19 protein-coding genes are annotated in these 25,516 nt (G+C 70.3%); 13 read left to right on the forward strand and 6 right to left on the reverse strand.

Features of this window, described 5'->3' with window-relative positions; translation table 11 throughout:
- Positions 1–22 precede the first annotated feature (22 nt).
- Positions 23–1,264 carry an ATP-grasp domain-containing protein gene (locus AN215_RS18645; protein WP_070011845.1) on the reverse strand — a complete coding sequence of 414 codons (1,242 nt, stop codon included), beginning with the start codon at positions 1,262–1,264 and terminating at the stop codon, positions 23–25.
- 523 nt (positions 1,265–1,787) lie between these two features.
- On the opposite strand from AN215_RS18645, the gene AN215_RS18650 reads away from it, so the two are divergent.
- Genes AN215_RS18650 through AN215_RS18670 form a run of 5 tightly spaced genes read left to right on the forward strand, consistent with a single transcriptional unit; the run spans position 1,788 to position 9,385 of the window.
- A complete protein-coding gene (locus AN215_RS18650; RefSeq protein WP_070011846.1) occupies positions 1,788–3,050 on the forward strand; it encodes a phenylacetate--CoA ligase family protein in 1,263 nt (420 codons plus the stop codon).
- A complete protein-coding gene (locus AN215_RS18655) occupies positions 3,047–4,528 on the forward strand; it encodes an MFS transporter (RefSeq protein WP_070011847.1) in 1,482 nt (493 codons plus the stop codon). The genes AN215_RS18650 and AN215_RS18655 overlap by 4 nt, the downstream gene beginning before the upstream one ends.
- Complete coding sequence (locus AN215_RS18660; RefSeq protein WP_070011848.1) at positions 4,525–5,676, forward strand: GNAT family N-acetyltransferase; 1,152 nt, start codon at positions 4,525–4,527, stop codon at positions 5,674–5,676. Before AN215_RS18655 ends, AN215_RS18660 begins: the two co-directional genes overlap by 4 nt.
- Positions 5,673–6,839 carry a LuxE/PaaK family acyltransferase gene (locus AN215_RS18665; RefSeq protein ID WP_070011849.1) on the forward strand — a complete coding sequence of 389 codons (1,167 nt, stop codon included), beginning with the start codon at positions 5,673–5,675 and terminating at the stop codon, positions 6,837–6,839. Before AN215_RS18660 ends, AN215_RS18665 begins: the two co-directional genes overlap by 4 nt.
- Positions 6,836–9,385 (forward strand): acyl-CoA reductase, encoded by a 2,550-nt coding sequence (locus tag AN215_RS18670; RefSeq protein WP_070011850.1) that lies wholly within the window; start codon positions 6,836–6,838, stop codon positions 9,383–9,385. Before AN215_RS18665 ends, AN215_RS18670 begins: the two co-directional genes overlap by 4 nt.
- Before the next feature lie 80 nt (positions 9,386–9,465).
- On the opposite strand, the gene AN215_RS18675 is transcribed toward AN215_RS18670, so the two are convergent.
- From AN215_RS18675 to aroF, 5 genes are all read right to left on the reverse strand, one after another.
- Entirely contained in the window at positions 9,466–10,008 is a 543-nt protein-coding gene (locus tag AN215_RS18675; protein ID WP_070011851.1) for an MOSC domain-containing protein, read from the reverse strand.
- 124 nt (positions 10,009–10,132) lie between these two features.
- A complete protein-coding gene (locus AN215_RS18680) occupies positions 10,133–11,392 on the reverse strand; it encodes an ATP-grasp domain-containing protein (RefSeq protein ID WP_070011852.1) in 1,260 nt (419 codons plus the stop codon).
- A gap of 244 nt (positions 11,393–11,636) precedes the next feature.
- Positions 11,637–13,136, reverse strand: coding sequence for an isochorismate synthase (locus tag AN215_RS18685; protein WP_070011853.1), 1,500 nt, complete (start codon positions 13,134–13,136; stop codon positions 11,637–11,639).
- A 2-nt stretch (positions 13,137–13,138) separates the two neighbouring features.
- Positions 13,139–14,236: an AMP-binding protein gene (locus AN215_RS18690; protein ID WP_070011854.1), complete on the reverse strand. Its 1,098-nt coding sequence runs from the start codon at positions 14,234–14,236 to the stop codon at positions 13,139–13,141.
- 24 nt (positions 14,237–14,260) lie between these two features.
- Positions 14,261–15,316, reverse strand: coding sequence for a 3-deoxy-7-phosphoheptulonate synthase (aroF, locus tag AN215_RS18695; protein WP_070011855.1), 1,056 nt, complete (start codon positions 15,314–15,316; stop codon positions 14,261–14,263).
- Positions 15,317–15,563: 247 nt separating this feature from the next.
- Here aroF and AN215_RS18700 point away from each other — a divergent pair, with 247 nt between their 5' ends.
- From AN215_RS18700 to AN215_RS18735, 8 genes are all read left to right on the forward strand, one after another.
- Complete coding sequence (locus AN215_RS18700; protein WP_245694544.1) at positions 15,564–16,229, forward strand: cyclase family protein; 666 nt, start codon at positions 15,564–15,566, stop codon at positions 16,227–16,229.
- Between the two features lie 484 nt (positions 16,230–16,713).
- Complete coding sequence (locus tag AN215_RS18705; protein WP_245694545.1) at positions 16,714–18,060, forward strand: aldehyde dehydrogenase family protein; 1,347 nt, start codon at positions 16,714–16,716, stop codon at positions 18,058–18,060.
- 59 nt (positions 18,061–18,119) lie between these two features.
- The gene (locus AN215_RS18710) at positions 18,120–19,214 is read left to right on the forward strand and encodes a hypothetical protein (RefSeq protein WP_070011858.1); all 1,095 of its coding nucleotides are present in this window, start codon (positions 18,120–18,122) and stop codon (positions 19,212–19,214) included.
- Positions 19,215–19,299: 85 nt separating this feature from the next.
- On the forward strand, positions 19,300–20,505 hold the full coding sequence (locus AN215_RS18715; protein WP_070011859.1) for a multidrug effflux MFS transporter: 1,206 nt from the start codon (positions 19,300–19,302) through the stop codon (positions 20,503–20,505).
- 191 nt (positions 20,506–20,696) lie between these two features.
- Positions 20,697–21,923, forward strand: coding sequence for an NAD(P)/FAD-dependent oxidoreductase (locus tag AN215_RS18720; RefSeq protein WP_070011860.1), 1,227 nt, complete (start codon positions 20,697–20,699; stop codon positions 21,921–21,923).
- Between the two features lie 23 nt (positions 21,924–21,946).
- Positions 21,947–23,026, forward strand: a complete 1,080-nt coding sequence (hisC, locus tag AN215_RS18725) for a histidinol-phosphate transaminase (protein WP_070011861.1) — start codon at positions 21,947–21,949, stop codon at positions 23,024–23,026.
- Between the two features lie 48 nt (positions 23,027–23,074).
- On the forward strand, positions 23,075–24,343 hold the full coding sequence (locus AN215_RS18730; RefSeq protein ID WP_070011862.1) for an MFS transporter: 1,269 nt from the start codon (positions 23,075–23,077) through the stop codon (positions 24,341–24,343).
- 114 nt (positions 24,344–24,457) lie between these two features.
- The gene (locus AN215_RS18735) at positions 24,458–25,513 is read left to right on the forward strand and encodes a zinc-dependent alcohol dehydrogenase (protein ID WP_070011863.1); all 1,056 of its coding nucleotides are present in this window, start codon (positions 24,458–24,460) and stop codon (positions 25,511–25,513) included.
- The last annotated feature ends 3 nt before the right edge of the window (positions 25,514–25,516 follow it).

Consider the following 25,516-nt stretch of genomic DNA (forward strand, 5'->3'; position numbering starts at 1 on the left):
TCTCCTGCGTCCACGGGGTCGATCAGACGTAGAAGTCGAGCTCTTCCTGCTTCTTCAACAGGTCGCGCATCCGGTAGGGGTCATCACCGAAGAAGTACACCAGGCCCCAGTGGGTGCCGAACGCGGTCCTCTTGGTGACAGTCTCCTCGAGCGGCGTCGAGAGGTCGTGCGACTCGTAGTAGTCGTCGTCCTCGGTCTCCTCCGGGATCTCCAGGCCGCTGACGACGCGGCGGCGCGGGTAGACACCGAAGCAGCCGGCGACCCCGGACGCGTCGACGACCTCGCGCGGGAAGAAGGCGTCGATCTCTTCCTCGGTCGTCTTCGGGTCGAAGGCCAGCACCAGGCCATGGTAGGCGTTGAACCCGTATGCCCGCTCCAGCAGCTCGAACACCTTGAAGCCCGGCGGCCGGTAGGCGACCTCGCCGAAGTGCATCTCGCCGTCACTGGTGACGAAGTACTCCGGGTGCACGAAGCCGAACTCGATGTCGAACGTCTTGATGAGCTTCTCGATCTGCGCCGTGATCTGCGGGCGGTACCGCTCCAGTTCAGGGGTCGCCGGCGCGAACACCGAGTATCCCAGCGTGACGTACTCGGAGATGTTGAGGAACTTGATCTTCCCCTTGTGCACCCATGCCTCGACCGCGAACTCCCAGCCGTCGAGGTGGGATTCCATGAGAACCGGGAACTCCTCTTCCGGAATCATGTCGACCTCGTCCGGGGTACGGATGACGCGGTGCCCGAGGCATCCTGCCTTGTCGAACGCCTTGAGATGGATCGGGTCGTTCGGGTCACCGTCCAGCTTGAGAAGGGTCTGATTGACGCGCTTGAGGAAGCGGATCACGTCGTCCCGGTCGTGGGCTTCCTCGAAGATTCCGACCCGGATTCCGCCGAGTTGGGCGCGGCGCTTCATCAGCGCCTTGTCCCGCAACAGCATGGCCTGACCGTACAGACGCGGGTTGTCCAGCAGAACTGAGTTGATCGCCCCTGCCCATTCGACCGTTTCCTCGAACAGCGGGATCGCGACGTCGACACCCTCGTTCTGAAGTGTCTCGGCGATCTCCATGGAGCGGTCGTTGAGCCGCTCGAAATTCCATGGCACGTAGGGGATGTCGTGGTCGACGCAGTACTCCTCGGCCCACTCCGGCGCCACGACGACGTATCGCCGGTCGAACCGGTCGAGGGCCTCCACCGCATTGAGACTCCAGCCGAGAAGCGCTACATAGCCTTTGTCCGGGTTCCTGGTGGCCGATTCGCCCTGTGGCATGGACCGTTACTCCTTCGGCGTGTGCGCTCGTCGACGGTGTGGCTGGCATTCCGTACCCGGCGCGTACCCGGCGATCTGCTGCGCAAGCACCTGACTCCCGCCGTGGCGTCCGTCCGTCGCCGGATCTCCGGCGGGACGAACTCCTCGCGCGGCACGGCCTCCCACGCCTTGTGCCACTTCGGAGCCGGGAGGTACCAGTCGCTGTCCGGACAATTACCCCGCCATGAGATGTAACTCACCGTCGCAGCGCGGTGCAGGGTGTAATCGGGGTGTGGGAAGAGTGTTAATGTCATGTGTCGGCGCAAGCCTCAAGCAGTAAGAAGAAAGCCAGAGTTGGCCGAAACAGAAGCGAGGCTTCTGCACACGGTCTTCCAGGGGAATTCCGGCCACCCGTGAAACTTCCGGGCCAGGCCGTAGAACGCCGCACTGCATGACCAGCAGCTGAACTGCACCACGCCAAGCCTCAACGGTGTCCGCTCTTCCGGGACGCCGTTCTCCTTCGCATGCCGCAAAGCAGGAGACTATGCCCGTTCAATCACTCGCGGAGCTCGTACGCTTCGTCCGCCGCAATTCGTCCTTTTACGCGTCGCTCTACTCCGGTCTGCCCGACCGCGTGAAGGAGCTGACCGAACTGCCGGTCATACCTCAGACCGAGTTCTGGCAGGCCAACAACCCCCGCGGAAACACACTGCTGACCGGCCCGCTCGACGAGGCAGTGGTTTTCAAGAGTGGCGGGACCACCGGTGCGCCGAAGTTCTCCTTCTACACCCGGGATGAATGGAACGAATTCACCACGGCTTTCGGCGCCGGGCTGGTCGAGGCCGGGCTGCGGCCCGGTCAGCGGGTCGCCGACCTCTTCTACACGGGCGATCTCTACGCCAGCTTCACCTTCATCCTGGACGCACTGCACCGGGCCCCTGTCGCCAACGTCCGCCTTCCGATCGGCGGCGCCGCGCCCCTGGACTCGACCGTGGGCACACTCGAGCAGTTCGACGTCGAGGTGATCGCCGGGACCCCGACCACTCTCTGCTCGCTCGCCGAGCATCTGCGGGCCGGCAGCCGCCGACTGCCGCACGTGACCACCCTGTTCTTCGGCGGCGAGAGCATCTTCAGCGACCAGCAGCGCCTGTTGGCGACGGCCTTCCCCAACGCCCGTGTGGCCTCCGTCGGTTACGCCGCGGTGGACGCCGGACTCGTGGGCGCTGCCGTGCCGGGCGGCGACCCGCGGCTGCACCGCGCCTTCACTCCGCACACCGTGGTGGAGATCCTCGACGAGCACAGCGGAGAACCCGTCACCCGTGCCGGTGTCCCCGGCCGCGTCGTCGTCACGGACCTGCGCCGGCGCCTGATGCCTGTCCTGCGCTACCCCGTCGGTGACCGCGCCGAGTGGACGGACACCGCGGCCGGGCACTTCCGCATTCTCGGGCGCGCCGAGGAGGGGCTCCGCGTGGGCCCGGTGGCGCTGCACACCCAGGACGTGCACGACCTGGTGCGATCAGCCGATCCCGCCGGCCGCATCACCGGTCTGCAACTGGTGGTCCGCCGCTGGGAGGACCGCGACGGGCTGGTGCTGCGACTCGGCTCCGACCTGCGGGACGAGGACCTGCCCGAACTCACCGCGGCCGTGGACAAGGCGTTCCGGGCGGCCCGCCCGATGTACGCCGCGGCGGTCGCCGCCCGGCACGTCCACCCGATGGCCGTGGAGTGGGTGCGGCATGCCGACCTCGCCGTCAACTCCCGCTCCGGGAAGCTGATCCGCGCCATCGACGAACGTCCGCACGCATGAGCGCGGCGAAGGGGCCTCGCGGGAGACTGCCCGTCGTCCTGCGCAACCCCGCCTTCGGCGCCGTATGGATCGCCCAGGTCCTCACCCAGGCCTCGGCCCGGATGTTCCAGGTCGGCATCGTCTGGTGGCTCGTCCAGTACGCCGCCGGGTCGGATCCGGGTCTTGCCTCCGGCGCGTTCCTCGCCGTGAGCACGCTCCCCGCGGTCGCCCTGGCTCCCGTGGTCGCGGCTGTCATCGCCCGCAACCCGTACCGGTCCGTGATGGCCGCAGCGGCCGCCGGGGCCGGACTGGTCGCCACGTGCACCGCGGCGTGGGCGTTCACGGCTCCGTTGCCGACGGGCGTCGCCTACGGCGCGGCCCTGCTCCTGTCGGGCTGCCAGGCCCTGTTCGACCCCTGTCTGACCACGTCGGTGCCCCAACTCGTCGACGACGCCGACATCGAGGCGGCGACCGGCTTCGAGCTGTCCACGCAATCCCTCGCCGGGCTGGCCGGCGGCCTCCTGGGCCCGCTCGTGGTCGACGCCTGGGGGCTGCCGGGCATCGTCGCCGGATGCGCCGGCGCGTACCTGCTGGCCGCCGGGCTGATCTGCGTCACACGCTTCCCCGGAGCGGCGCCCCGCGGGACGGCAGTCGGGGGGACGGCAGCCGGGAGCAGCACGGGAGTGGAGGGGACGCGAGGCGGAGGAGCGGCCGCACGGTCCGCCGAGGAACCGGCGCCAGGCAGCGGACCATCCGCCGCCCCGCGTCGTACGCTGCGGCAGATCCTCGCCGAACTGCCGTTCATCCGGCGCGTGTTGCTCAGTTTCGCCGCGGCGAACGTCTTCACCACGGCCGTCTTCGTGGTGATGCCGCTCTACACCGCCTCCGTGCTGCGTGCCGACGGTTCCACCGTGGCGCTCCTGGAAGCGGCGCTCGGCGTCGGCACCCTCGCCGGGTCGTTCACCGGCGGCAGACTGCGGGGCCGCCCGACCATGGCCGGCGCCGTCTGCCTGGGACTCATGGCGGCCTCGTTCGCCCTTCCGGGCCTGCTCGCGGACCGGACCGCCTACGCGGTGGCCATGGTCGTCGCGGGGTGGTGCGTGGGCGCCGTCGGCGTGCGGTTCGTGGCCCTCTTCCAGCGGCTCGTACCGCCTGCCGACAAGCCGGGGTTCTTCGCGGTCATGCAGTCGCTGCTCGGAGCCACCTTCCCGCTCGCCTCCCTCCTGTTCGGAGTCCTGGGCGACCAGGTCTCACCGCAGACCCTCTGCCTGGTCCAGGCGACGGGCCTGGTGCCAGTGGCCCTCCTCCTGTGGTGGACGGGCGCCCGTGGGAACGCCGCCGACGAACGGACGTACTCACCCGGCCTCGGGGCGACGGCAACCGGCGCCGGGCACACGACCGCGCCGGACACCTCCGCCGCTGCGCCCACCTCAGTCCCGACTCCCACCGCCGCCGCGACCGCGACCGCCACCGCCACCGCTGAAGGAGGAGCACGATGACCGTCACGATCACTCCCGCCGTCCTCCAGGACGTCGCGGAACTGCGGCAGTTGTACTTCGAGGTCTACGGCCACGGATACCCGGTGCCGCTCGGCAGCGACCCCGCGGAGATGCGGCGGCTCATCACCGATCCGCACACCCACTGGCTCGTCGCACGCAAGCCCGGCGCCGGGGAACTGGCCGGCTCCGTGGTCGTACAGGCCGATCCCGGGAGCCGGATCGGCAAGCTCGTCGGACTCGCCGTCCACCCCGTCCACCGCGAGGGGGGACTGGCCGGCCGGCTGACCGGCGCGGTCTGCGGCGCCGCACTGGCCACCGGTTCCCTCGACTCGATCTACTCGACGGTGCGGGTGGTGACCGAAGGCCCCCAGCACATCGTGGTGCGCAACGGTTTCCGCCCCCTGGGGTTGATGCCCAACGCCGTCGAAGTGGCGGGCTGCGAAAGCCTCGCCCTCTTCGCCCGCTACGCCGACGACGTACTGAACAACCGCGAGCAGGTACCGAGCGTGCCCGCCCCGCTGGCTCCGCTCCTCACCGCCGTGGAGGAGACCTCGGGCATCGGCTACGCGAGCGTCCGCCCCATCGAGGCGCCGGGCACCGGCCTGCTCTCCGGACCGGTCGTACCCGCCACCACAGCCATGGAGACCGTCACCGCCCGCCACTTCGTGGGCCGCCGCTTCCTCGAACGGTTCCCCGACCCGGCGGGTCGCTTCTTCCCGCTGCATTCCCCGAACACGATCCTCACCCCGGAGAACGGTGAGTTCGAGGCGTACGCGGATCTGGACCCGGCCACCGGAAGCTGCTCACTCATCGCGGTGCACCCCTACCCCGCGGCCATGGCGCACGCCCTGGAACCACTGATGACCGCGGTCACCCGTACCGGCGTGGACTACGTCGAGACGCTGCTCCCGCTCTCCGACACCGCGGGGCTCAGCGCCTTCCTGGCCGCGGGATTCGTTCCCAGCGCGATCTATCCGGCCATGCGCCGCCTCGGCGACCGCTTCCACGACTACGTCGTGCTCTCCCGGACCAACCGCCAGATCGACTTCCGCGCCACCGCCGTCAGTTCGCTGGTGCAGCCGTATCTGAGCGCGTATCTGAGGGCCTGGACCGCGATGTACCTTCCACTTCACGAGGTTGTCTCATGAATCCCCATCTGCTTCCCGTCGAGGTCCCCGATCCGGCGGCGCTGCCGCACGTCCAGCAACTGTGCGACCTCGCGGCACCCTACGAGCAGGGCCCGGAGAGCGATGCCCTCTTCGCCGCCGCGATGGCCGAGAGCAACTCCTGGCATGCCCGACGCTCCCCGTTCTTCAAGTCGTTGCTCACCGACGAGCCCGGGACGCCGTCCCCCGGCGTGGGCCCGGACGTCCGCGCCCCGCTGGTGCACGCCAACTTCTTCAAGCGCCACGAGGTGCTCTCCATCCCCCGGGACGAGGTCTTTCTCCACCTCACTTCCTCCGGCACCACCGGTCAGAAATCGCAGATGTTCTTCGACGAGTGGACCATCCGCTCCGCCCAGCGCATGGTGGCCCGCGTCTTCGACCACTACGGGTGGATAACCCCGGACCAGCCCGTCAACTACCTGCTCTACAGCTACGAGCCCGCACCGCAGCTGAAGCTCGGCACGTCCTTCACCGACAACTACCTGTGCGACTTCGCGCCCGCGCAGCACACCACTCACGCGCTGCGCCACACCGGTACGGGACACGAGTTCGACGTGCGCGGGTGTATCGAGGCGCTCCAGCGGTACGCCGGCGAAGGTCTGCCGGTGCGGATCTTCGGCTTCCCGGCGTTCCTCCACTTCACCCTGGAGCGGATGCGTTCCCTGGGGGTGCCTCCGGTGCAGTTGCCACCCGGCTCGCTCGTCGTGCTCGGCGGCGGCTGGAAGGGCCACGCCGACCGTCAGATCGGCAAGGACGCCTTCCGTTCGGAGGTCACCGAGCAGCTGGGCATCCCCTCCGAGCGGATCCGCGACACCTTCGGGTCCGTGGAGCACTGCGTGCCCTACGTCGAGTGCGAACGGCACCGGCTGCACGTCCCGGTGTGGTCCCGTGCCGCCGTACGCGACACCGCCACCCTTGAGCCGCTTCCCCACGGTGAGCGCGGCTACCTCCACCTCGTCTCCCCGTACATCACCTCGGTCCCTGCGCAGAGCGTGCTCATGGGGGACCTCGCCTCGCTGCACCCCGGCGAGGAATGCGGCTGCGCGCAGCCGACCCCGTGGTTCACCGTCCACGGCCGGGCCGGAGTGAGCCGCAACCGCAGCTGTGCGGTGGCCGCCGCCGAACTTCTGAAGGGAATGTCATGACCAGCGCACCGACCTCCGGGGCGACAAGCGGACTCCACCTGTGGCAGGGCGCGTTCGTCGACGACGCGGAGGTCAGCGAGCTCCTCGCAGGCCTGCCCGCCCTCACCGAGCGCACGATGGCGGAGCAGCTGCCCACCGACGTCGTGCTGTGCGCCTGCGATCGGCTCTCCGAGGCGCTGCGCACCCCCGGCGACCCGGCTCACGCCCGGCTGACGGACTGTCTCATCGAGGGCGGTACGGAACCGGAGGAGGCGGCTTCCCTGCTCGCCGAGCTGGCCGGGGCCCTCAGCCGCCAGGCGCTGGAGCGCAAGCTCCGCCGCGAACTCGGCGGACTCCGCCCGGAGCGGCTCACCCGGCCCGATGCGCGGGAGACCGTCTACGAGGCGTGGGCACCGCTCGGCCTCGTCGTGCACATCGCACCGGGCAACGCGGCGGGCGTGGCTCCGCTGAGCGTCGTCGAGGGACTGCTGACCGGCAACCTCAACGTGCTGAAGACGAGCAGCTCCGACACGCCGCTCGCACCGCTTCTGCTGGACGAACTCGGCGCCGCCGACGAGACCGGCATCCTCGCCCGCCGTGTCATCGCATTGAGCTTCCCCTCCAGCCGCCGCGAATGGCTGGAGCGCCTGTGCGCCGCGGCCGACGCGGTCGCCGTCTGGGGCGGCGAGGACGCCGTGGCCGGCATCGCCGAGCTCACGCCGCCGGGCTGCCGCCTGGTCGAGTGGGGCCACAAGATCTCCTTCGCGTATCTGACCCGCGACGCCTGGAGCGACCCCTTCGTCCAGTCCGAACTCGCCGCGGACGTCTGCCGCCTCGACCAGCAGGCCTGTTCCAGCCCTCAGGTTGTCTACCTCGACACCGACGACCCGGAGGAGGTCTTCGCCTTCGCGGACAGCTTCGCGGCCCAACTGGCCCAGGTCTCCGGCAAGTTGCCTCTCCCCGAACTCGACGTCGCCGAGCACGCCGAGGTCACCAACACCGAACTCGTCGCCCGGCTCGAACAACACCTCGGCCTGACCCGGGTCGTGGCCGCCGACGACGGCTCCTGGCGCGTCCTCGCCGACACCCGTCCCGCGATGACCGCCTCTCCGCTCCACCGCAGTGTCTGGGTCAAGCCGCTGCCACGCCGCGACGTGACGGCCACCCTGCGGCCCATGCGGCGCTACCTACAGACCGCGGCGATCGCCGGCACCCGGGCGGACGTGGCGGAACTGACCTGCTCCGTCGTCACCGCGGGTGTCACGCGAGTGACCCCGGTGGGCGCCATGCTCGACGCATACGACGGCGAACCCCACGACGGCGTCTACGCGTTGCAGCGGTACAGCAGGCGGGTCGCCGTGCAGGCCGACGAGCGCTTCACCGCCACCTCCTGCCTCGACGACCTCGTGGCTCCGGCCGTACAGCCGGCCCCGCCCACCGGAGGGCTGCTCGACAAGGCAGGCGTCCAGGAGCAGTTGAAGAGCCTGGCACCCGAACACGCCCACCTGTACTTCCGCAGCGGCGGCAGCACAGGCGCGCCCGCCCTCTCCGTCTTCACCAACGCCGACTACGACACGCAGATGCGCGCCGCCGCGAACGGCCTGCTCGACTCCGGGTTCGACCCGGCCCGCGACCGCGCCGCCAACCTCTTCTACAGCGGCAGCCTGTACGGCAGCTTCATCAGCTTCTTCTCCATACTGGAGCGGCTGAACGCCACCCAGATCCCGCTGTCAGCGGGCACCGACCTCGCCGCCGTCGCCGAAGCCCTGGTGACCTACCGGGCCGACACCCTCTTGGGCATGCCCTCCTACCTCTGGCAGCTCTTCCACGCCCAGGGGGAGACGCTGCGCGCCTACGGGGGAGTCCGGAAGGTGTACTACGGCGGTGAGCACTTCACCGCCGAGCAACGCCGCGTCCTCACCGAGGACTTCGGCGTCGAGGTGATCCGGTCGGCCGCGTACGGCAGCACCGATCTCGGGCCGCTGGCGTACCAGTGCGAGCACGCCGAAGGCTCCGTCCATCATGTGCTGACCGACCTGCACACCCTGGAGATCCTCGACCCGGAGGAGGACCGGCCGGTACGGGACGGGGAACCCGGGCGACTGGTCTTCACCAGCCGGGCCCGGTCCGGGCAGCGGCTCGAGCGCTACCAGATCGGCGACATCGGCCGGGCACTGAGCGGTGTGTGCCCCTGCGGCAGCCGTGCCCCGCGGATCGAACTCCTCGGCCGACACGGCGATGTGGCACGCATCGGCACGAACTCCTACCACTACCGGCGCTTCGTCGACGCCGCCGAGAGGCACCTCGGCTACCGCGGCGAACTCCAGATCGTCCTCACCTCGGAGGCAGCGCGGGAGCGGCTCACCGTCCGGCTCGACGAGTGCTACGCCCCGTCCGCCGACTCGGCCCGGGCCGCCTTCCTGGCGGAGGTTCCGGGCCTGCGCTCCGCGGTCGAGGAGGAGGACCTCCTCACCTGCACGGTCGAGATCACCGACGGGGCCGCGTTCGAACGGACCTCGGCCAGCGGCAAGTTGCGCACGTTCGTGGACCGGCGCAGGACGGGATGACGTTCGTGCGTGGCCCTGGTGGCCCGCGGGAAACGCCTTCCGGCGTCTTCCGCGGGCCACACTGCTGCCCAGGAGAGACGTCAGACCCGCTCCAGAGCCCGATGCGGCCCATTGGGGCGCTCCGCCTTGATCGTGTCGCCGGGGCGCACCGTGCCGCCTTCCTTCACGATGCTCATGATTCCGGCCTTGCGTACGACGTTCCCGGCCTCGTCACGGCCGACGACCTGCTTCAGGAGCCCCTCCTGGAAGTTGTCGATCTGCAGGCAGGGATTCCGCAGGCCGGTCACCTCGAGGACTGCCTCGTCGCCGATGCGCAGCAGGGTCCCGGCGGGCAGGCCGAGCAGATCGATGCCGCGGGTGGTGATGTTCTCGCCGAGCTCACCGGGCGCCACCGCGAACCCTTCTTCGCCGACCTCGGCGAATAGCTCCTCATGGATGAGGTGGACCTGACGCAGGTTCGGCTGGGTGGGGTCCTGAGCGACGCGCGAGCGGTGCTTGACCGTCACACCAGCGTGTACATCGCCCTCCACACCAAGCCCGGCGAGCAGCGTGATGCTGCCCCGGTTCGGCTTGGTGAACGAGTACTGGCCGTTGCTGCTGACCGCCGTCACCATCCCGCTCATACCTCGGAACCCCCTCCTCCTCCGCCGTAACAATGATCAGCCACGACCCTGACCCTCGACCGCCAGGCGCGGCAGCCACCCTCAATCCGGGGCGGACCGCAACTGACGCGGTCGGACGTCACGGTCAGACCACCTCGTAGAAGCCCTCGCCGTCCATGTACCGCGCCGACAGGATGTTGTGCATGACGACGCTCTCGGTCTCATGCACGAGGTACACGCGCATGGGATAGGTCCAGTCGTCGATCGAGCGATGGATCTCGTCCCCCGGGTGCACGTTCAGGGTGATGTCGTGGAAGCTCTCCAGCCCGCGGAGTTCGGCCATCTTCGGATAGCCGACGAGCTTGCCCGTCGTCGGCGAGACCATGTTGACGATCCCGGCGTGCCGGGTCAGTTCGTAGCCGGTCTCCCAGCGCTCGAGGAAGCGCTCGGGGTCGACGTACGCGTCCACGGTCCAGTCCAGCTGGCTACTGCCGATCGCGCCCTTGGCCGGCACATGCACGTCCGCGCCGCAGATCCGGGCGGCACTCTCGACCAGCCGCGGGCCCTGCGGCGTCAGCTTGAGCTCGGTGTGCGCGGGACCGTTGCGCACCCCCAGGGCGTCCAGGACCAGGCCGTTGTACTCGACCAGCGCGTCCTGGTCCGCACCATGACGGGGCATCAGCTGCGCCCCGGCCGCCATGTCGTGCACGCCGTTGGCACGGAGGTGGTGCATCTTCCAGATGTCCGTGACGTGGTGCTTGCCGTCCAGGCTGACGGTGTTCACGATGTACTCGCTGCCGACCAGGTATTCCTGTGCCAGGACCGCGTGGTTGTGCAGCTCCAGCGCGCTCTCGGTGCCGATGAGCGCCTCGAACGCAGCGCGCACCTGGTCCTCGTCGTCACAGAAGTGGACGCCGTCGCTTCCCGCGCTCTGCAACGGCTTCAGTACCACCCGGCCTTCGGCCTCCTGGTACCAGGCGAGCAGCGTGTCCAGGTCGGAGGCCAGGATCTGACCCGCGCCGGGCACCCCTGCCTCCTTGACCGTCTCCATCATGCGGAACTTGTCCCGGCGGGCCGGGCTGAGCGCCGTGCCGTTCGTCCGCAGGCCGAGCGCCTCGCTCAACAGGTCCGCGACCTCGACTCCGCTCTCTATGCCTGCCAGCAGACTCACAGGCGTGTGCGCTGCGAGGGCCGCGACCGTGGCGTCGGCATCCCCCGTGTGCACGATGTTGGCGGTGAAGTCCGACGCCCGGAAGCTCTTCTCGTACCCCGCGGGGATCACCGGGGTGCTCTGGACGTGGACGCACTCATAGCCGCGTTCCCGGAAGAGCGGGGCGAGGGATCGTGCGCTCGAATACGCGTCGACGATGACGACCACGCGGGGAGCGGCAGGCTTGACGGTCATTCTTACCTCACTTTTCATGTGGACCGATGCGTCGGCGGCGGCGTTCGACGAGCCGCTGCCGAAGGCGGTCGGGCACGCCCGACCAGCACGTTTCCCGGTGGGGGCCCGCTCACGTTCGTCTCCCGTACCGGGCGGGGTACCTCCTCGCGGAACCCGCGGCGGGGCGGGGCGTGTCTCCGCGCACCCGCCCGCCGCCGGCTCACGGGTGTCCACGAGCACATGCCGCGTCCCCGGCCCCGTACCGTCACTCGATTCCCAGGGCGGACATCATCGGGCGCAGCTTCGCGCAGGACTCCGCGTGCTCCGCCTCCGGATCGGAGTCCGCCACGATGCCGCAGCCGGCGTACAGCGAGGCGGAGGGGCCGTCGACCAGGGCGGATCGTATGGTGACCGCGAACTGGCCCTGCCCGGAGCGATCGGCCCACCCGACCACGCCCGCGTACCAGCTCCGGTCGAGCCCCTCGTTGTCGGAGAGCCAGCTCAGCGACTCCTTGCGCGGATGGCCGCCGAGGGCCGGGGTCGGGTGGAGGCGGTCGACGAAGTCCAGGATTCCCGCGGTGGAGTCCGCCCCCAGCTCGCCGCGGACCGCCGTGGACAGATGCTGGACGTTGGCGAGCTTGACCACGCTCGGTTCCTCGTCGGAGGCGACGTCGACACACGAGTCCCGCAGGGCGTCGCGGAGCATCTGCACCACGACGTCGTGCTCGTGCTGGATCTTGGCGCTCCCGGCCAGTTCGAGGGCGAGTGCCGCGTCCTGTTCCGGGGTGAGCCCGCGGGGCGCCGTGCCGGCCAGCCCCAGCGCGTGCACCGCCCGCCCGTCGACCCGTACAAGGTATTCGGGGGTGGCGCCGAGGAAGGTGTACTCCTCGTGGTCCACCGCGAACACGGTGGTGTCGGGATAGGCGGTGCGCAGCCTGTTCACCGCGGTCGGCACGTCGAACGGGCTGGAGGCGGTGACCCGTAATTCGCGCGCCAGCACCACCTTCTCGAACGCGCCGTCCCGGATCCGGCCGGTCGCGCGGCGGACCAGCCCCTTCCAGTGGTCGGCGTCCGGCAACTCGGTTCTGCTGTACGTCCGTTGGCTCGCGTACGCGGACTCCGGCGCTCCGGCGGCGGTCTCCGGCGGCAGGCAGAGGCCGGCCAGATGAGCCAGGCCATCGGTCACCTGCTCGGGATCGCTGTCGTGCAACAGCACCGCGTTGAGGCGCAGTTCGGCCGGTACGGGACGGTCGCCGCCGGCCCGGTCGGGCACCGTGCCACGGATCTGCAACGCGGGCACCCACACCAGGGCGTCGGGAAGGCGTCCCTTCCCCGAGGCGTCCTCGGGGCTGAACGCGAAACCGCCGATGGCCAGAGGGCCTTCGCCCACGGGCAGTTCGGTGACCTCCGTCCCTCCTGCGACGAGGTCCCGGGTCAGGGCCTGCCAGCCGTCGCGGACCAACGTGACACGGTTCTCGCCCCGTCCCCGCAGGTCACGCGCCGATCCGATCGCGACGACCGAGCCGCGGTCCCACGCCGACTGCCAGAGGAAGGACCGCGGCGTACCGCGCCGGGCCCGCCTCCAGATCGCGACGGGGTCGGCGAGGGAGACCGGCTTGGCCCAGCTGATGAGAACGGGGCGGTGGCTGCGGCGGGCCTGGTCGAGGCCGCGCCGGCAGGTGGCCAGCAGGCTGTCCCGGTCGCTCGGTTCGAGCACCGCGACGGGCCGCACAGGGGTGACCACTGATGTGGCCGTGGAGGTCATGTCTAGTACACCCCTTCGACAGCGGTCTGACCGTCGGCCACGGTGAGGGGCCTGATGTCGGCCAGCCCGTCCTGGGGGTACTTCGCGGTGGGCGCGATGCGCAGCACGGAGTCGCGCTCCAGCGTCCAGGGGAGCAGCAGGTCCCGGGAGACGAGGCTGATCTTCACCTGCCCCCGCTCGCCGTGGGCGACGGAGGCGCCGGTGTTCTCGGGGTCCACCACCTTGACCCTGCTGAACGGGTGGAAGGGGATGAACACGCAGCGTTCGTCGTCCTGTCCCCCCTCACGGGGGCGCTGCGGGGCGATGCCCATCATGGTGTTGCCGTACAGGCCTACTACGGCGGCATCGGGGAAGAGTTCGTCCTCGAAGGCCCGGAGCGTCTCGGGGCTCACGCTCGTGCCGGCCCAGATGATGCCGCGCACCTTCTGCTGCACCAGATCCAGCAGCTTCTCCTCGGCGGCCAGGGCTTCGAGCACCGGCGGGGTGGCGAAGAGGACGGAGACGGGCTGGGTGGACAGGATGTCGTGGGCCTGCGCCAGGATGTGCTTCACATAGCGGGCGGCCTCATCGGTCCGCCCCTGTTTCACGCTGTTCTTGACCCAGCGCGGGTCGAAGTCGATGTAGTGGCAGAACGTGCCGCGCAGCTGCGCCAGCAATCCGATGGAACGGCCGACGATGTGCGGTCCCGTGGGGCCGAGGTGCAGCCAGTGGCCCTCGCCCTCGCCGGGAACCTTGTGATCGGCGAGAACCTCGCTCACCCAGTGGACACCGTTGCGGCGCGACCGCGATTCCACGATGCGCTTGGGCCGCCCTGTGGTGCCCCCGCTGTCGAAGACCTGGAAGTCCCAGCCCTCCTTGCCGATCCCCGCGGGGACCAGCGCGTCGACCGGGACGTCCTTCCAATCCTCACTGACGTCCGGGAAGAGGTCGAGGTCGTCCCAGGTGTGGACGTCGGTGAGCGGGTCGAAGTCCAGTTCCGCCGCGCGCTTCACCCAGTACGGCGACCCGGTGGCGGGGGAGAAGTGCCACTGCATCGCTGCGTGGATGAAGTCCTCCGGCGCGAGGTCCGGGGTCAAGGGGTCGATGATGTGCTCGGACATGCGGTGACTCCAAGGAACGAAGGATCAGACCTGGGCGAGGGAGTGGGTGAGGGCCGGCGACAGGGTGCGGCCCACGGCCTCCACGACCGGCTTGAGCCGGCCCATGAGGGTGCTGAACTGCTCACTGTCGAGAGCCTGGGCGCCGTCGCACATCGCGTTCGAAGCGTCCGTGTGGACGTCGACGATCAGCCCGTCGGCGCCGCACGAGGCCGCCGCCAGGGACATCGGCGTGACGAGGTGGGGCTTGCCCGTGCTGTGGCTCGGGTCGACGATCACCGGCAGATGCGTGAGCCGCTTGGCTTCCGCCACCGCGCTGAGGTCCAGGGTGAACCGGGTGCCGCGCTCGAAGCTGCGGATACCGCGCTCGCACAGGACGACGTCGCTGTTTCCCATGTGCAGCACGTACTCGGCCGCGAGCAGCCACTCCTCGATGGTGGCGGACATTCCGCGCTTGAGGAGGACGGGCCGTCCGGAGGCTCCCGCCTCGCGCAGCAGCTCGAAGTTCTGCATGTTCCGCGCACCGATCTGGAGCATGTCGCTCTCCTCGGCGACGCATTTCACGTCTTCCGGTGTCACGACCTCGGTGACGACCGGCAGGCCGGTCCGCTTCCGCTGCTCGGCGAGGAGCGTCAGTCCCGCGAGCCCCAGCCCCTGGAAGCTGTACGGCGAGGTGCGGGGCTTGAACGCGCCGCCGCGCAGCATGACGGCGCCGCTCGCGACGACCGAGTCCACCACGGCGTTCATCTGCGCCGGGCTCTCGACCGCGCAGGGACCGGCGATGACGGCGAATCCGGTGCCGCCGAACACCGCTCCGCCGGCGGAGCCCAGCGCCACTTCGGTGTCCTCGGGACGGAACACGCGGCTGGTCAACCGCTGAGATCCGGACACCGTCACCACTCGGTCGACGCCCGGCGCACTCTCCAGAACCGTTGCCAATTCAGGCCCGTCGGTTCCTTCGGTGATTAGAACTGTGACCCCCGCCACAGTGCTGGATACCGGAATCAGGCCACGACTCCGAAGTAATTCACTTGCGGATTCAACCTGTTCTCGGGAAGCCTGCGGACTCATTACGACGATCATCGAAAGCCTTCCAAGGGACGGTCGGAAATTCTCCGAGAGAGCTCAGGGGGGTGCCGCCCAGGCGTGGTCGTGGCATCGCCATCACTGAGTCTTGTCCCCCCGGAAAGATCTGAGATCGGACAGTAGTCCAGAAGTGACGGGATTGCCAAGCACATTGTTTCTGTGCTGTTATCGCCGTGCTGCGCTCGGGCAGGGCGCATGCTGATGGCCGAAAAGTGCACTTGGACAGCGGGGGTACAACATGAAGATGGTCGATATCAGCCAGGGTTGGTACGAGGGCATGCCCTCCTACAACGCCGCGTGGTATCCGAAGTTCGGCATACGTAAGGCGATGTCGCCGGAGACCGACCCGGCCGGTGTGGGGCGGACCTTCTCCGACCTGCAGATCTTCCCGCATAACGGGACTCATGTGGAATCTGGATTCCACTTCTATGAGGACGGCGAGAAAATCGACGAGGTCCCGCTGGAGACCTTCGTCGGCCGTGTGGTCGTCGCGGACCTTTCCGGCCACCGCGACCTCGACCCCGTCACCGGCGACGAGCTGGAGAAGGCGGTCCGTGACGTATGGCAGGCCGGCGACCGCCTGCTGATCCGGACCGACCACCCGAACCGGTACCTCGGTCGGGAGGACTACTGGGACAAGCCGCCCTATCTCACCCTGTCCTCGGCGGACTGGATGGTCGACAACGGTGTGACCCTCGTCGGCATGGACTGCATCACCGAGCGGCCGGACGACCGCAGCGGACAGGTGCACCGGCGGCTTCTGGCCGCCGGCATCCCGATCCTGGAGAACATCCAGAACCTCGACCAGATCACCAGCCAGGTCGCTCAACTGATGGCGCTCCCGGTCAAGATTGCCGGAGTGGAAGCCGCTCCGGCGCGCGCTGTGGTGTTCGACGGCTGGCCGGTCTGACCCTCGGCGGAACACTCACGCAAGGGGGTCCACATGGCTGGGAATGTGACAGCTTTCTGTCTTGAAAAGGTCGGTGACCGAACGGCCGCCGACAAAGAAAGAGAAGTGGCGCCGGATCGGCTCGGGGGGCTGTTACCGGACATCGGAAAGGGTCGCCGAACCGCCGTCGAGCCACATGGATTCCGGTCAGCGCCCGGTCTCCGTACGCACCCGGAACCGCGGGCGGCGCACACATCCGCGCGCGGCCGCGAGGCGTTGACATCCGGGCGCACCAAGGCGCTCGGGAAGGAATTCAACGCCTTCCATGAACGCCGCGAAGGCGGCACATATCCGGAGGGCTGTTCTCCGTCAGCGATCCGGACTACCGGAATCCGCTATTCGGCGGGTCATGACCTCCATGAGCATACCTGGTTCCGGGTCACGACCCGGCTCCCGGATGATTCCCGCACCCTTTCCTGGTCGGCACCAAAGGAGTTGGTCTGACGTGTTGTCCATACCCGTGCTCCGTGACGGGGAGGAGCGGAGTTCCCGCGACACGCATCTCCTTCACGGAGTGGACGGCGTCCCCGTCGCCACCGTCCACGAAGCTCCCGCCATGGTGACCAGGCTCACGGTCAAGCGCATGCGCGCAGCACCGCGGACGGCACAGGACAAGCGCCTCGCGGCGCTGGCCGACGCGGGCCGCCTGTTCGCCGAGGCCACTCTGGGCGGCCAGACGCCGGAGGAGTACTGCCGCGTCCAGTCGATCGTCTCCGGCGTGCCGATCGGGGTGGCTCGCCAGACCCTCGGCCGGATGCGGGACGACTGCGGGCTGCTCGGCGACGTCGTCGCCAGACAGTCCCCCGTGGGCGCCGGCCGCACGGCCCGCTGGGTGCGCCGCGGTTCGGTCTTCGGCGTCGTGGCCCCCAGCAACCACCCGGCCACCCACGGAGCCTGGCTCCAGGCGGTGGCGCTGGGGTACCGGGTCGCGGTGCGTCCGGGCGCCCGTGACCCCGTCACCCCGCTGCGCCTGGTGCGGGCCCTGCTGCAGGCCGGTCTCGAACCCGGGTGGATCAGTCTGCTGCCCGGGCCCCACGCCGCCGCCGACGCTCTCATGGACGCGGCCGACCTGTCCCTGGTCTACGGCAGCGAGGCCACGGTGGCCCGGCTGCGCGGCAACGACCGGGTACTGGTCCGCGGTCCCGGCCGGAGCAAGATCCTCGTGGACGTCCCGGTCGATGAGGCCGTACTGGACCACCTCATCGCTGAGATCTCCGCGGACGGCGGAGTGCGGTGCACCAACACGACCGCCGTCTTCACCTCGGGCGACCACCGTGCCCTGGCCGAAGCGCTGGCCGGGAGACTGGCCGCGCTGCCGGGCCTTCCGGTCACCGATGCCCGGGCGGTGCTGCCCGTCCGCCCGCGCAAGGAGGCCGAAGGCCTGCGTGCGGCCCTCCACCGGGCTGCGCAGGGCGCCGTCGATCTGACGGAGCGGTACTACGAGGCGGACGGCGGTCCGGTGACCGTCGTCGACGAGGACGCCGCGGCGCTGCGGCCTGCCGTGATGTGCGTGGACCGGTCCGACCACCCGGGGCTGGGCACGGAACTCCCGTTCCCCTGCGTATGGGTGGCGCCCTGGGGACGGCAGGAAGGCATCGGCCCGCTGGACGACTCCCTGGCCCTGACCCTGCTCACCGACGACGCCGCGCTCGTCGATGAGGCCCTCGAGGCCCCAGGCATCCGCACGGTCCTGCACGGCAGGGTCCCGCGCTGGTGGCGGGATCCGCATCTTCCGCACGACGGGTATCTGGGGCAGTTCCTCATGGAGGCGCGTGGTTTCGCCGGATCGTGAAATCAGCGGTGCCCCGGGCGATCGCTCCCAGGCCGATTGAAGACAGTGAGGTGATTGACATGGCTGCTGCCTGTCCCGACATCCCGATAGTCATCCTTCCCGAGAACAACATGGTGCGCGGGCGCACCCGCCCCGCCGCACCGGTGGCTGCCGCACTCACCGCGGCGACCGATGCGCTGATGCGTCTGCACGGTGAGTTGCTGAACCCGGCGGGATCCGGCGACGCGGCCCGCAAGGCGATGGACGTGGCGGTGAAGGTTGGCGACTGGCTCGCCGCCGAAGCCATGGTCGTCCCGATGGATGCCGCGGCGCTGAAGCCGATCGTTCCCAACCACGAGTACTTCGGGGTCCGCACGGCGCCGATCGACGACGCCCGCCTGGTCTCGGAAGTGACCACGATCATCGCGCGGACACTGCGCGATCTGCGCAATGCGCGGCTGGACCTGAACGATCAGGCATACGAAGTCCGCGCCATGGCCAGGATCCTTGAGGGCCTGGTGCCGGGCGACGGCGCCGCGTCCCAGCCGGACGAGACCCCCGTCGAGGGTCGGACTCCGCATGTGCCGGGCGACGACGAGCTGACGCGTTGGGTCATCACCCACCACTTCTACTTCGTGCTCAACCTCGCGGCCGCCGACGCCGTTTCCCGGGCGGCCGCCGGCCTGGCGGACGGGGACCGCGACGCGGCGTTCGACGCCCTCCAGGAGGCCACCGTCCATGTCCGCGGCTTCACCGCGGCCATGATCCACTCCGGGGACATGTCGGCTCCGTGCTATGACGCGAAGGTCCGGCCGACCATGCAGCCGCCGGCCGTGCCGGTGGCACTCACCGGCCGGACGCAGCCTGAGCACAAGGCGTTCAGGAAGGCGATGCGGAACCTCGTCAAGGTCTCCGCGCAGCCCTTCGCGGACATGGCGGCGACCGATCCGGAGCTGGCGCTCGCCCGCGACGCGCTGCTCGAGGCCGATCTGCAGGACATCGAGCGGCACATCAGCGTGACGGCCGCTCTGGTCGGTGACGACCACTCGATCGTCCAGGGCGAGGCGTCGGCACAGAGCGCGATCGGTGTGCTGCGCAACATGCGGCACTCCCGGGCGGAGCTGTACCGCGATCTGATGAGGTTCGGCGATCCGGTCACCCTCATCGAAACCTGAACCAGACTGAGTTGACCGAGGGTCAGGCCGATGCCGATGGCATCGGCCTGATCGTCCGCCGGCCCCCGCCTCCGGAAGGAACAGCGTGACAAAGACCGTACAAGACCGCGGCGAGGCACCTCCGTTCACTCTTGTGGCGACCCTGGCCGCGCTGTCCGCGCTCGGCCCCCTGTCGATCGACATGTACCTCCCGGCGCTGCCCGAGCTGGGCAGGGACCTCGGCGGCGGCGCCTCACTGATCCAGCTCACCCTCACCGCCTGCCTGGTCGGGCTGGCGCTCGGCCAGGCGGTGTCGGGCCCCGCCAGCGATCTGCTGGGACGGCGCCGGCTGCTGCTCGGCGGCATCATCGGCTACACCGTGGCGTCGCTGCTCTGCCTCGTCGCGCCGAACGTCTGGCTCCTGATCGTGGGCCGGCTGTTCCAGGGCCTCTCGGGCGGCACCGCGATCGTGATCGCCCGCGCGGTGGTCCGGGACCGGAACGAAGGGCCCCGGGCCGCCCGCTTCTTCGCCAGCCTCGTCCAGGTCAGCGCGCTCGCGCCGATCGTGGCGCCACTGCTCGGCGGAGCGCTGCTCCAAGTCATGCCGTGGCGCGGGCTGTTCGCCGTCATCACCGGGATCGGCGCGATACTGGTCGTTGTCGTGTACCGCGGCATGCCCGAGACGCTGGACCCCGAGGACCGACGCGGCGACGGGCCGAAGGCCGTACTCGCGACGTTCGGCAGACTGGCCGCCGACCGGGCCTTCGCCGGCTACATGCTCACCGGTGGGCTGGCCTTCGCCGCGATGTTCACCTATATCTCCGGTTCGCCGTTCGTGATCCAGGAGGTCTACGGCCTTCCCCAGCTGGCGTTCGCCGGCATCTTCGCGGCGAACGGCCTGGGCATCGTCATCGCCGGCCGCGTCGGCGCCCGGCTGCTTGACCGGCATGGTTCCCGCAGGCTGCTCGGCATCGGCCTGTCCATAGCCGCCGTGGGCAGTCTGACCGTGGTCAGTTCGACGGCGGCCGGGCTCTGGACCCTGCTGCCCGGCCTGTTCCTGGTGGTCGCGCCGATCGGGCTCATATTGCCGAACTCGATGGCCCTCGCGCTCTCCGGCCGCCCGCCGCGGATGGCGGGCACCGCCTCCGCGCTCATGGGGCTGGCCCAGTTCGCCCTCGGCGGACTCGCCGCCCCGATGGCCGGCCTCGGGGGTTCCGGCACTTCGGTCCCGATGGTCGTGGTCATCGCCGGCCTGAGCCTGTCCGCCCTCGCCGCCTTCGCGCTGACCCCGCGCCCACCCGTTGCCGACTGAGCCGCGCCGGACGGCACGGCCACGGTGAGACCGCGGCCGGCCGAACCGGGCGAGAAGGAGGGGCGGTACGCCGTGGCGACACGCGCCGCGCCCGGCCCCGAACGGACAGCATCGCCTCGGACGCCCCTGCACGGGACGGCACCGGGGCCCGCCCTCTGGCCCCACACCAACTCGCACGGAGACATGGCACCTTGACCCTGGACAGCATCCTCGTCGTCGGCGGCGGACTCGCCGGAGCGCACGCCGCCGCGGCACTCCGCGCCCGTGGCTACCGGGACGCGATCACCGTCGTCGGTGCGGAACCCCACCCGCCGTACGATCGCCCGCCGCTCACCAAGTCGGTGCTGGCCGGCGATGAAGGCGACGAAGGCGATGAAGGCGATGAAGGGGACACGTCCTTCCTCACCGACTGGGTGGATCTGGGGATCGACCTGCGCCTCGGTGAACGCGCCGAGGCCCTCGACCTGCACGACCACCTGGCGGGCGGCGTTCTGAAGACGTCGGCGGGCGCACTCGCCTTCGGCGGGCTGGTGCTCGCGACCGGCGCGGAGCCGGTGCGGCTGCCCGGCGAGGGGCGGCAGCACGTGGTCCGCACCGTGGACGACGTACGGGCACTGCGCCCGCTGCTGCGCCCGGGCACGCACCTCGCGCTCGTCGGCGCGGGCTGGATCGGCGCCGAGGTCGCCACGGTCGCGGCCGCGAAGGGGTGCCGGGTCACGGTGCTGGAGGCGGGGGAGGCTCCGCTCGCCGCGGCGGTCGGCGCCCGGATCGGCGCATGGACGGCCCCCTGGTATGCGGAGGCCGGGGTCACCCTGCGCTGTGGGACGGCCGTCACTTCCGTGGACCCCGGCGGACTGTGTCTGGCTGACGGGGAGTTCCTCGCGGCGGACGTGGTGGTGGTGGGTGCCGGCGCCCGCCCCGCGGTCGGCTGGCTCAGGGACTCCGGCCTGGAGATCGCGCGTGGCGTGGTCGTCGACGAGTCCCTGCGCACCGCGCGGCCCGAGGTGGTGGCTCTCGGGGACTGCGCCGCCTGGTGGTCACCTCGGTACGGGCGGCACATGGTGGTCGAGCACTGGGACACCGCGCTGAAGGCGAGTGAACTGGCCGCCGCCGCGCTGCTCGGTGAGGACGTGTGCCATGACCCGGTTCCGTACTTCTGGTCGGAGCAGTTCGGCCGCATGGTGCAGTACGCGGGCGACCACCAGGGTGCCGACCAGGTGGTGCTGCGCGGCTCGCCGGAGGACCCGGAGTGGGCGGTCCTTTGGCTGGCAGGCGATCGCCTCCTCGCGATCCTCACCGTGAACCGCCCCCGGGACCTGTTGCAGGCACGCCGCGCCCTCACCACCGGCTGCGCGGTCGACCTCCCCGCCGCCACCGACCCCGGCACCGCGCTGCGCGACGCCTTGCGCGTTCCATGAACGACCCGGAAGGGACCCTTCTCATGACCACTCAGGAAAGGCTGCCCCGCTTCCGGGCCGCCGTGCGCGAACTCGTCAGCTACCGGCCCGAGAAGCCGGCGCTCTCCCCGGAGGGCCGTTCCTACGCGCTCGCCGCCAACGAGACTCCGTTCGGCCCACTGCCCGAGGTGGCACGGGCGATCCAGGAGCAGACCGAGGGCATCAACCGCTACCCCGACAACACCGGCCAGGCCCTCACCGCGGAGATCGCTGAACGGTTCGGAGTGGACCCGGACGGCATCGCACTGGGCTGCGGCTCGGTGGGCGTCGCCCAGCAGCTGATCACCGCCGTCGCCGAACCGGGTGACGAAGTCCTCTACGCCTGGCCCTCGTTCGAGGCGTACCCGCTCCTCACCCGGCTCGCCGGTGCGGTGCCCGTCGCGGTGCCGCTGCGCGACAACGCGCATGACCTCGCGACGATGGCGGAGCACTTCACCGACCGCACCCGGCTGGTCTTCGTCTGCAATCCGAACAACCCCACCGGGACGGTCGTCGGCCGCGCCGAGCTGGAGGAGTTCCTGGGACGCGTACCTCCCGGCTGCCTCGTCGTGCTGGACGAGGCGTACCACGAGTACGTGCGCGACAAGGCAGTTCCCGACGGGCTCTCGCTCGTACCCGGCCGCCCTCATCTCGTCGTCCTGCGCACCTTCTCGAAGGCGTACGGACTGGCGGGGCTGCGCATCGGCTACGCGGCCGGCCACCCGGAGGTGATCGGCACCCTGCGCAAGGCCTACCTGCCCTACAGCGCGGGCAGCCTCGCGCAGGCGGCGGCGATCGCGGCGCTGCGCTCAGGGGACGAGGTGGCGAGAAGGACGGGCGTCGTCACGGCGGAACGCACACGCCTCGCCGCCGCGCTCGACGCGCACGGATGGCGCCCGGCCGCGAGCGAGGCCAACTTCCTCTGGCTGCCGCTCGGTGAGCGCGCCACCGTCTTCGGCGCGCACTGCGCGACCGCCGGTGTCTCGGTAAGGGCCGTGGCGGGCGCGGGAGTCCGCGTGACCGTGGGCCTGCCCTCGGACAACGACGCCTTCCTGGCGGCGGCCGCGTCCTTCCCCTCTGCCTGACCCGCACCTACTGGGAGCCGGCGGTGTACCGGCTCGAATGGGGGACGCATGTCTTTTATCCGCCCTCGCTTCCCGGGTGAACGCGCCCTGATCTCGGGGATCGCCGTGGACGCGGTCGGCTCCGGGATGTACATCCCCTTCAGCCTGGTCTTCTTCCGTCATGTGACCGGGCTGCCGCTACCGGTGATCGGTCTCGTCCTGACCGTCACAGGGCTCGTCGGCATCGCCGCCGTCCCCCTGGTGGGCGTCGCGGTGGACCGCTTCGGCGCCCGCACCATGCAGATCTCCGTGTACGTCGTGCGGGGGCTGAGCTTCGCCTGCTTCCCGCTCGCCGACGCCCTGCCGGTCTTCGCCGTCGTCGCGCTCCTCACCTCGGTGGGTACCCGCGTCTTCCCCACCACCCAGGAAGCGCGGATCGCCGAACTCGCCGAGGGCACCGACCGGGACCGCCTCCAGGCCCTCAGCCGCAGCCTGGGCAACGCCGGCCTCGGCGCGGGGACTCTGCTGGCCTCGGTCGTCATCGCCGGCGCGGGCGATTTCGGCTACACGGTCACCGCGCTGGTCAACGCAGCGAGCTTCCTCCTCGCGGGCCTCCTCGCCACGTGCATCCCGGCCGCGCCGCGCCGCCCTCCGGCCGGCCCGCGCCCACGCGGCGGCTACCGGGTCGTCGCCAAGGACCGGCCCTTCCTCGGCCTCGTCTGCGCCAACCTGCTCGTCGTTCTCGGCTTCTCGGCGCTCACCACACTGCTCCCGCTGTACGCGACGGACTGGCTGGACGTACCCGAAGGGCTCGTCGGCAGCGCCTTCCTCCTCAACACCGTGCTGTGCGCCGCCCTGGGCGTCCCCGTCGCCGCCCTCACCCGGCGCTGCTTCACCACCCGCCCCCGGGCCGCCGCCGTCGGAGCCGCGCTCTTCTCCCTCTCCTTCCTCGCCCAGGCGGCGCTCGGCACCGTCCGCCCGCACGGTGTTCCGCTCCTGCTCGCCGGACTTCTGGGTGCGGTCTTCGTCATGACGGTGGGCGAGATGATGTACGCCCCCTCCGCCGGAGCGCTGGCGCAGTTCGCCGCGCCCCAGCCGCTGCGCGGCCGCTACCTCGCCACCTACCAGTTGTCCTGGTCACTGGCGTACGCCCTGGGCCCGACGGTTTTCACCTCGCTGCTCACCGTCGACGGCCGGCTGCCGTGGCTGCTCGTGGCGACCACGGCGACGCTCGGCTCGCTCTTGCTGCTGCGCGTCGAGCGCCGTCTCCCTTCCGGCGTCGTCGCCTTCGTGCCCGCTCCCGCTCCGGGGAGCACGACCACGACCGCCGCCAAGTGACCCCGCGCCTCGTACCCGCCCACACCGGGCCATGAGCCTGCGTGAGCCCGCCGCCACCGACCGCACCGCCTCGTACCGAAGCGCTTCCGGCACCGTCCCAAGGAGATCATTGTCATGAGAGCCGCTGTATTCCACGGCAGGCGCGACGTCCGCGTCCAGGAGTGGCCCGCCCCTGCCGCCCCGGGGCCCGGGGAGATCCAGCTCGCCGTGGTGCGCGCGGGCATCTGCGGCACCGACGTCGAGGAGTACGCCTCCGGCCCGCACCTCATCCCGCTGTCCGAGCCGCACTTCGCGAGCGGTCACCAAGGCCCGCTGGTCATCGGCCACGAGATGGTCGGCGAGGTCGTCGCGACCGGCCCCGGCGTCGACGCCTTCACCGCAGGTGACCTGGTCGTTCCGGGCTCCGGGGTCTCGTGCGGGGAATGCCGCTGGTGCGAGCAGGGGCGGACCAACGTCTGCGGGCGGTACTACACGCTCGGGCTGCACGTGGACGGCGGACTCGCCGAGCTGGTCAACGTCCCGGCCGGGATCAGCCGTTCGGTGGGCGGGCTCGCCCCTGATGTCGCGATCATGGCGCAGCCGCTCGCCGTGGCGATGCGGGCGGTACGCGGTATCGCGCCCGAGCCGGGCAGAACCGTCGTCGTGATCGGCCTGGGCAGCATCGGATCGCTGGCGGTGGCCGCCTGCGCGGCCCGGGGAGTCGAGACCATCGGCGTCGACATCTCGGCCGCCCGGCGGGAGACAGGACGCCGTGCGGGCGCGGGGCTGCTCGTCGACGCCTCCCGTGAGGACGCGGCCACCGCGATCAGAGCGGCAACCGACGGGGCCGGTGCGGACGTGGTGATCGAGGCCTCGGGAGCGACCGCCGGACTGGAGACGGCGATGAACGCGGTCTGCCGGGGCGGGCACATCCGCCTGGTCGGCCTCCACCGCGACCCCTCGCCGCTCGACCTGACCCGGCTGGTCCTGGAGGAGATCACGCTTGACACCTCGAAGGTCCACGTCTGTGCTCAGGACCTCCCTCAGGCCCTGGCTCTGCTCACCGCGCACCCGGAGATCGCCACGTCCGCGCTCGACGAGGTGATCTCGCTGGGCAGGCTCGTCCCCGACGGCCTCGAACGCATCGAGCGAGGGGACGCCACGGGCAAGATCGTCGTCCGCCTCCCGTAGCCG

The organism is Streptomyces abyssalis, from assembly GCF_001751365.1.
Classification (GTDB): Bacteria; Actinomycetota; Actinomycetes; order Streptomycetales; family Streptomycetaceae; genus Streptomyces; species Streptomyces abyssalis.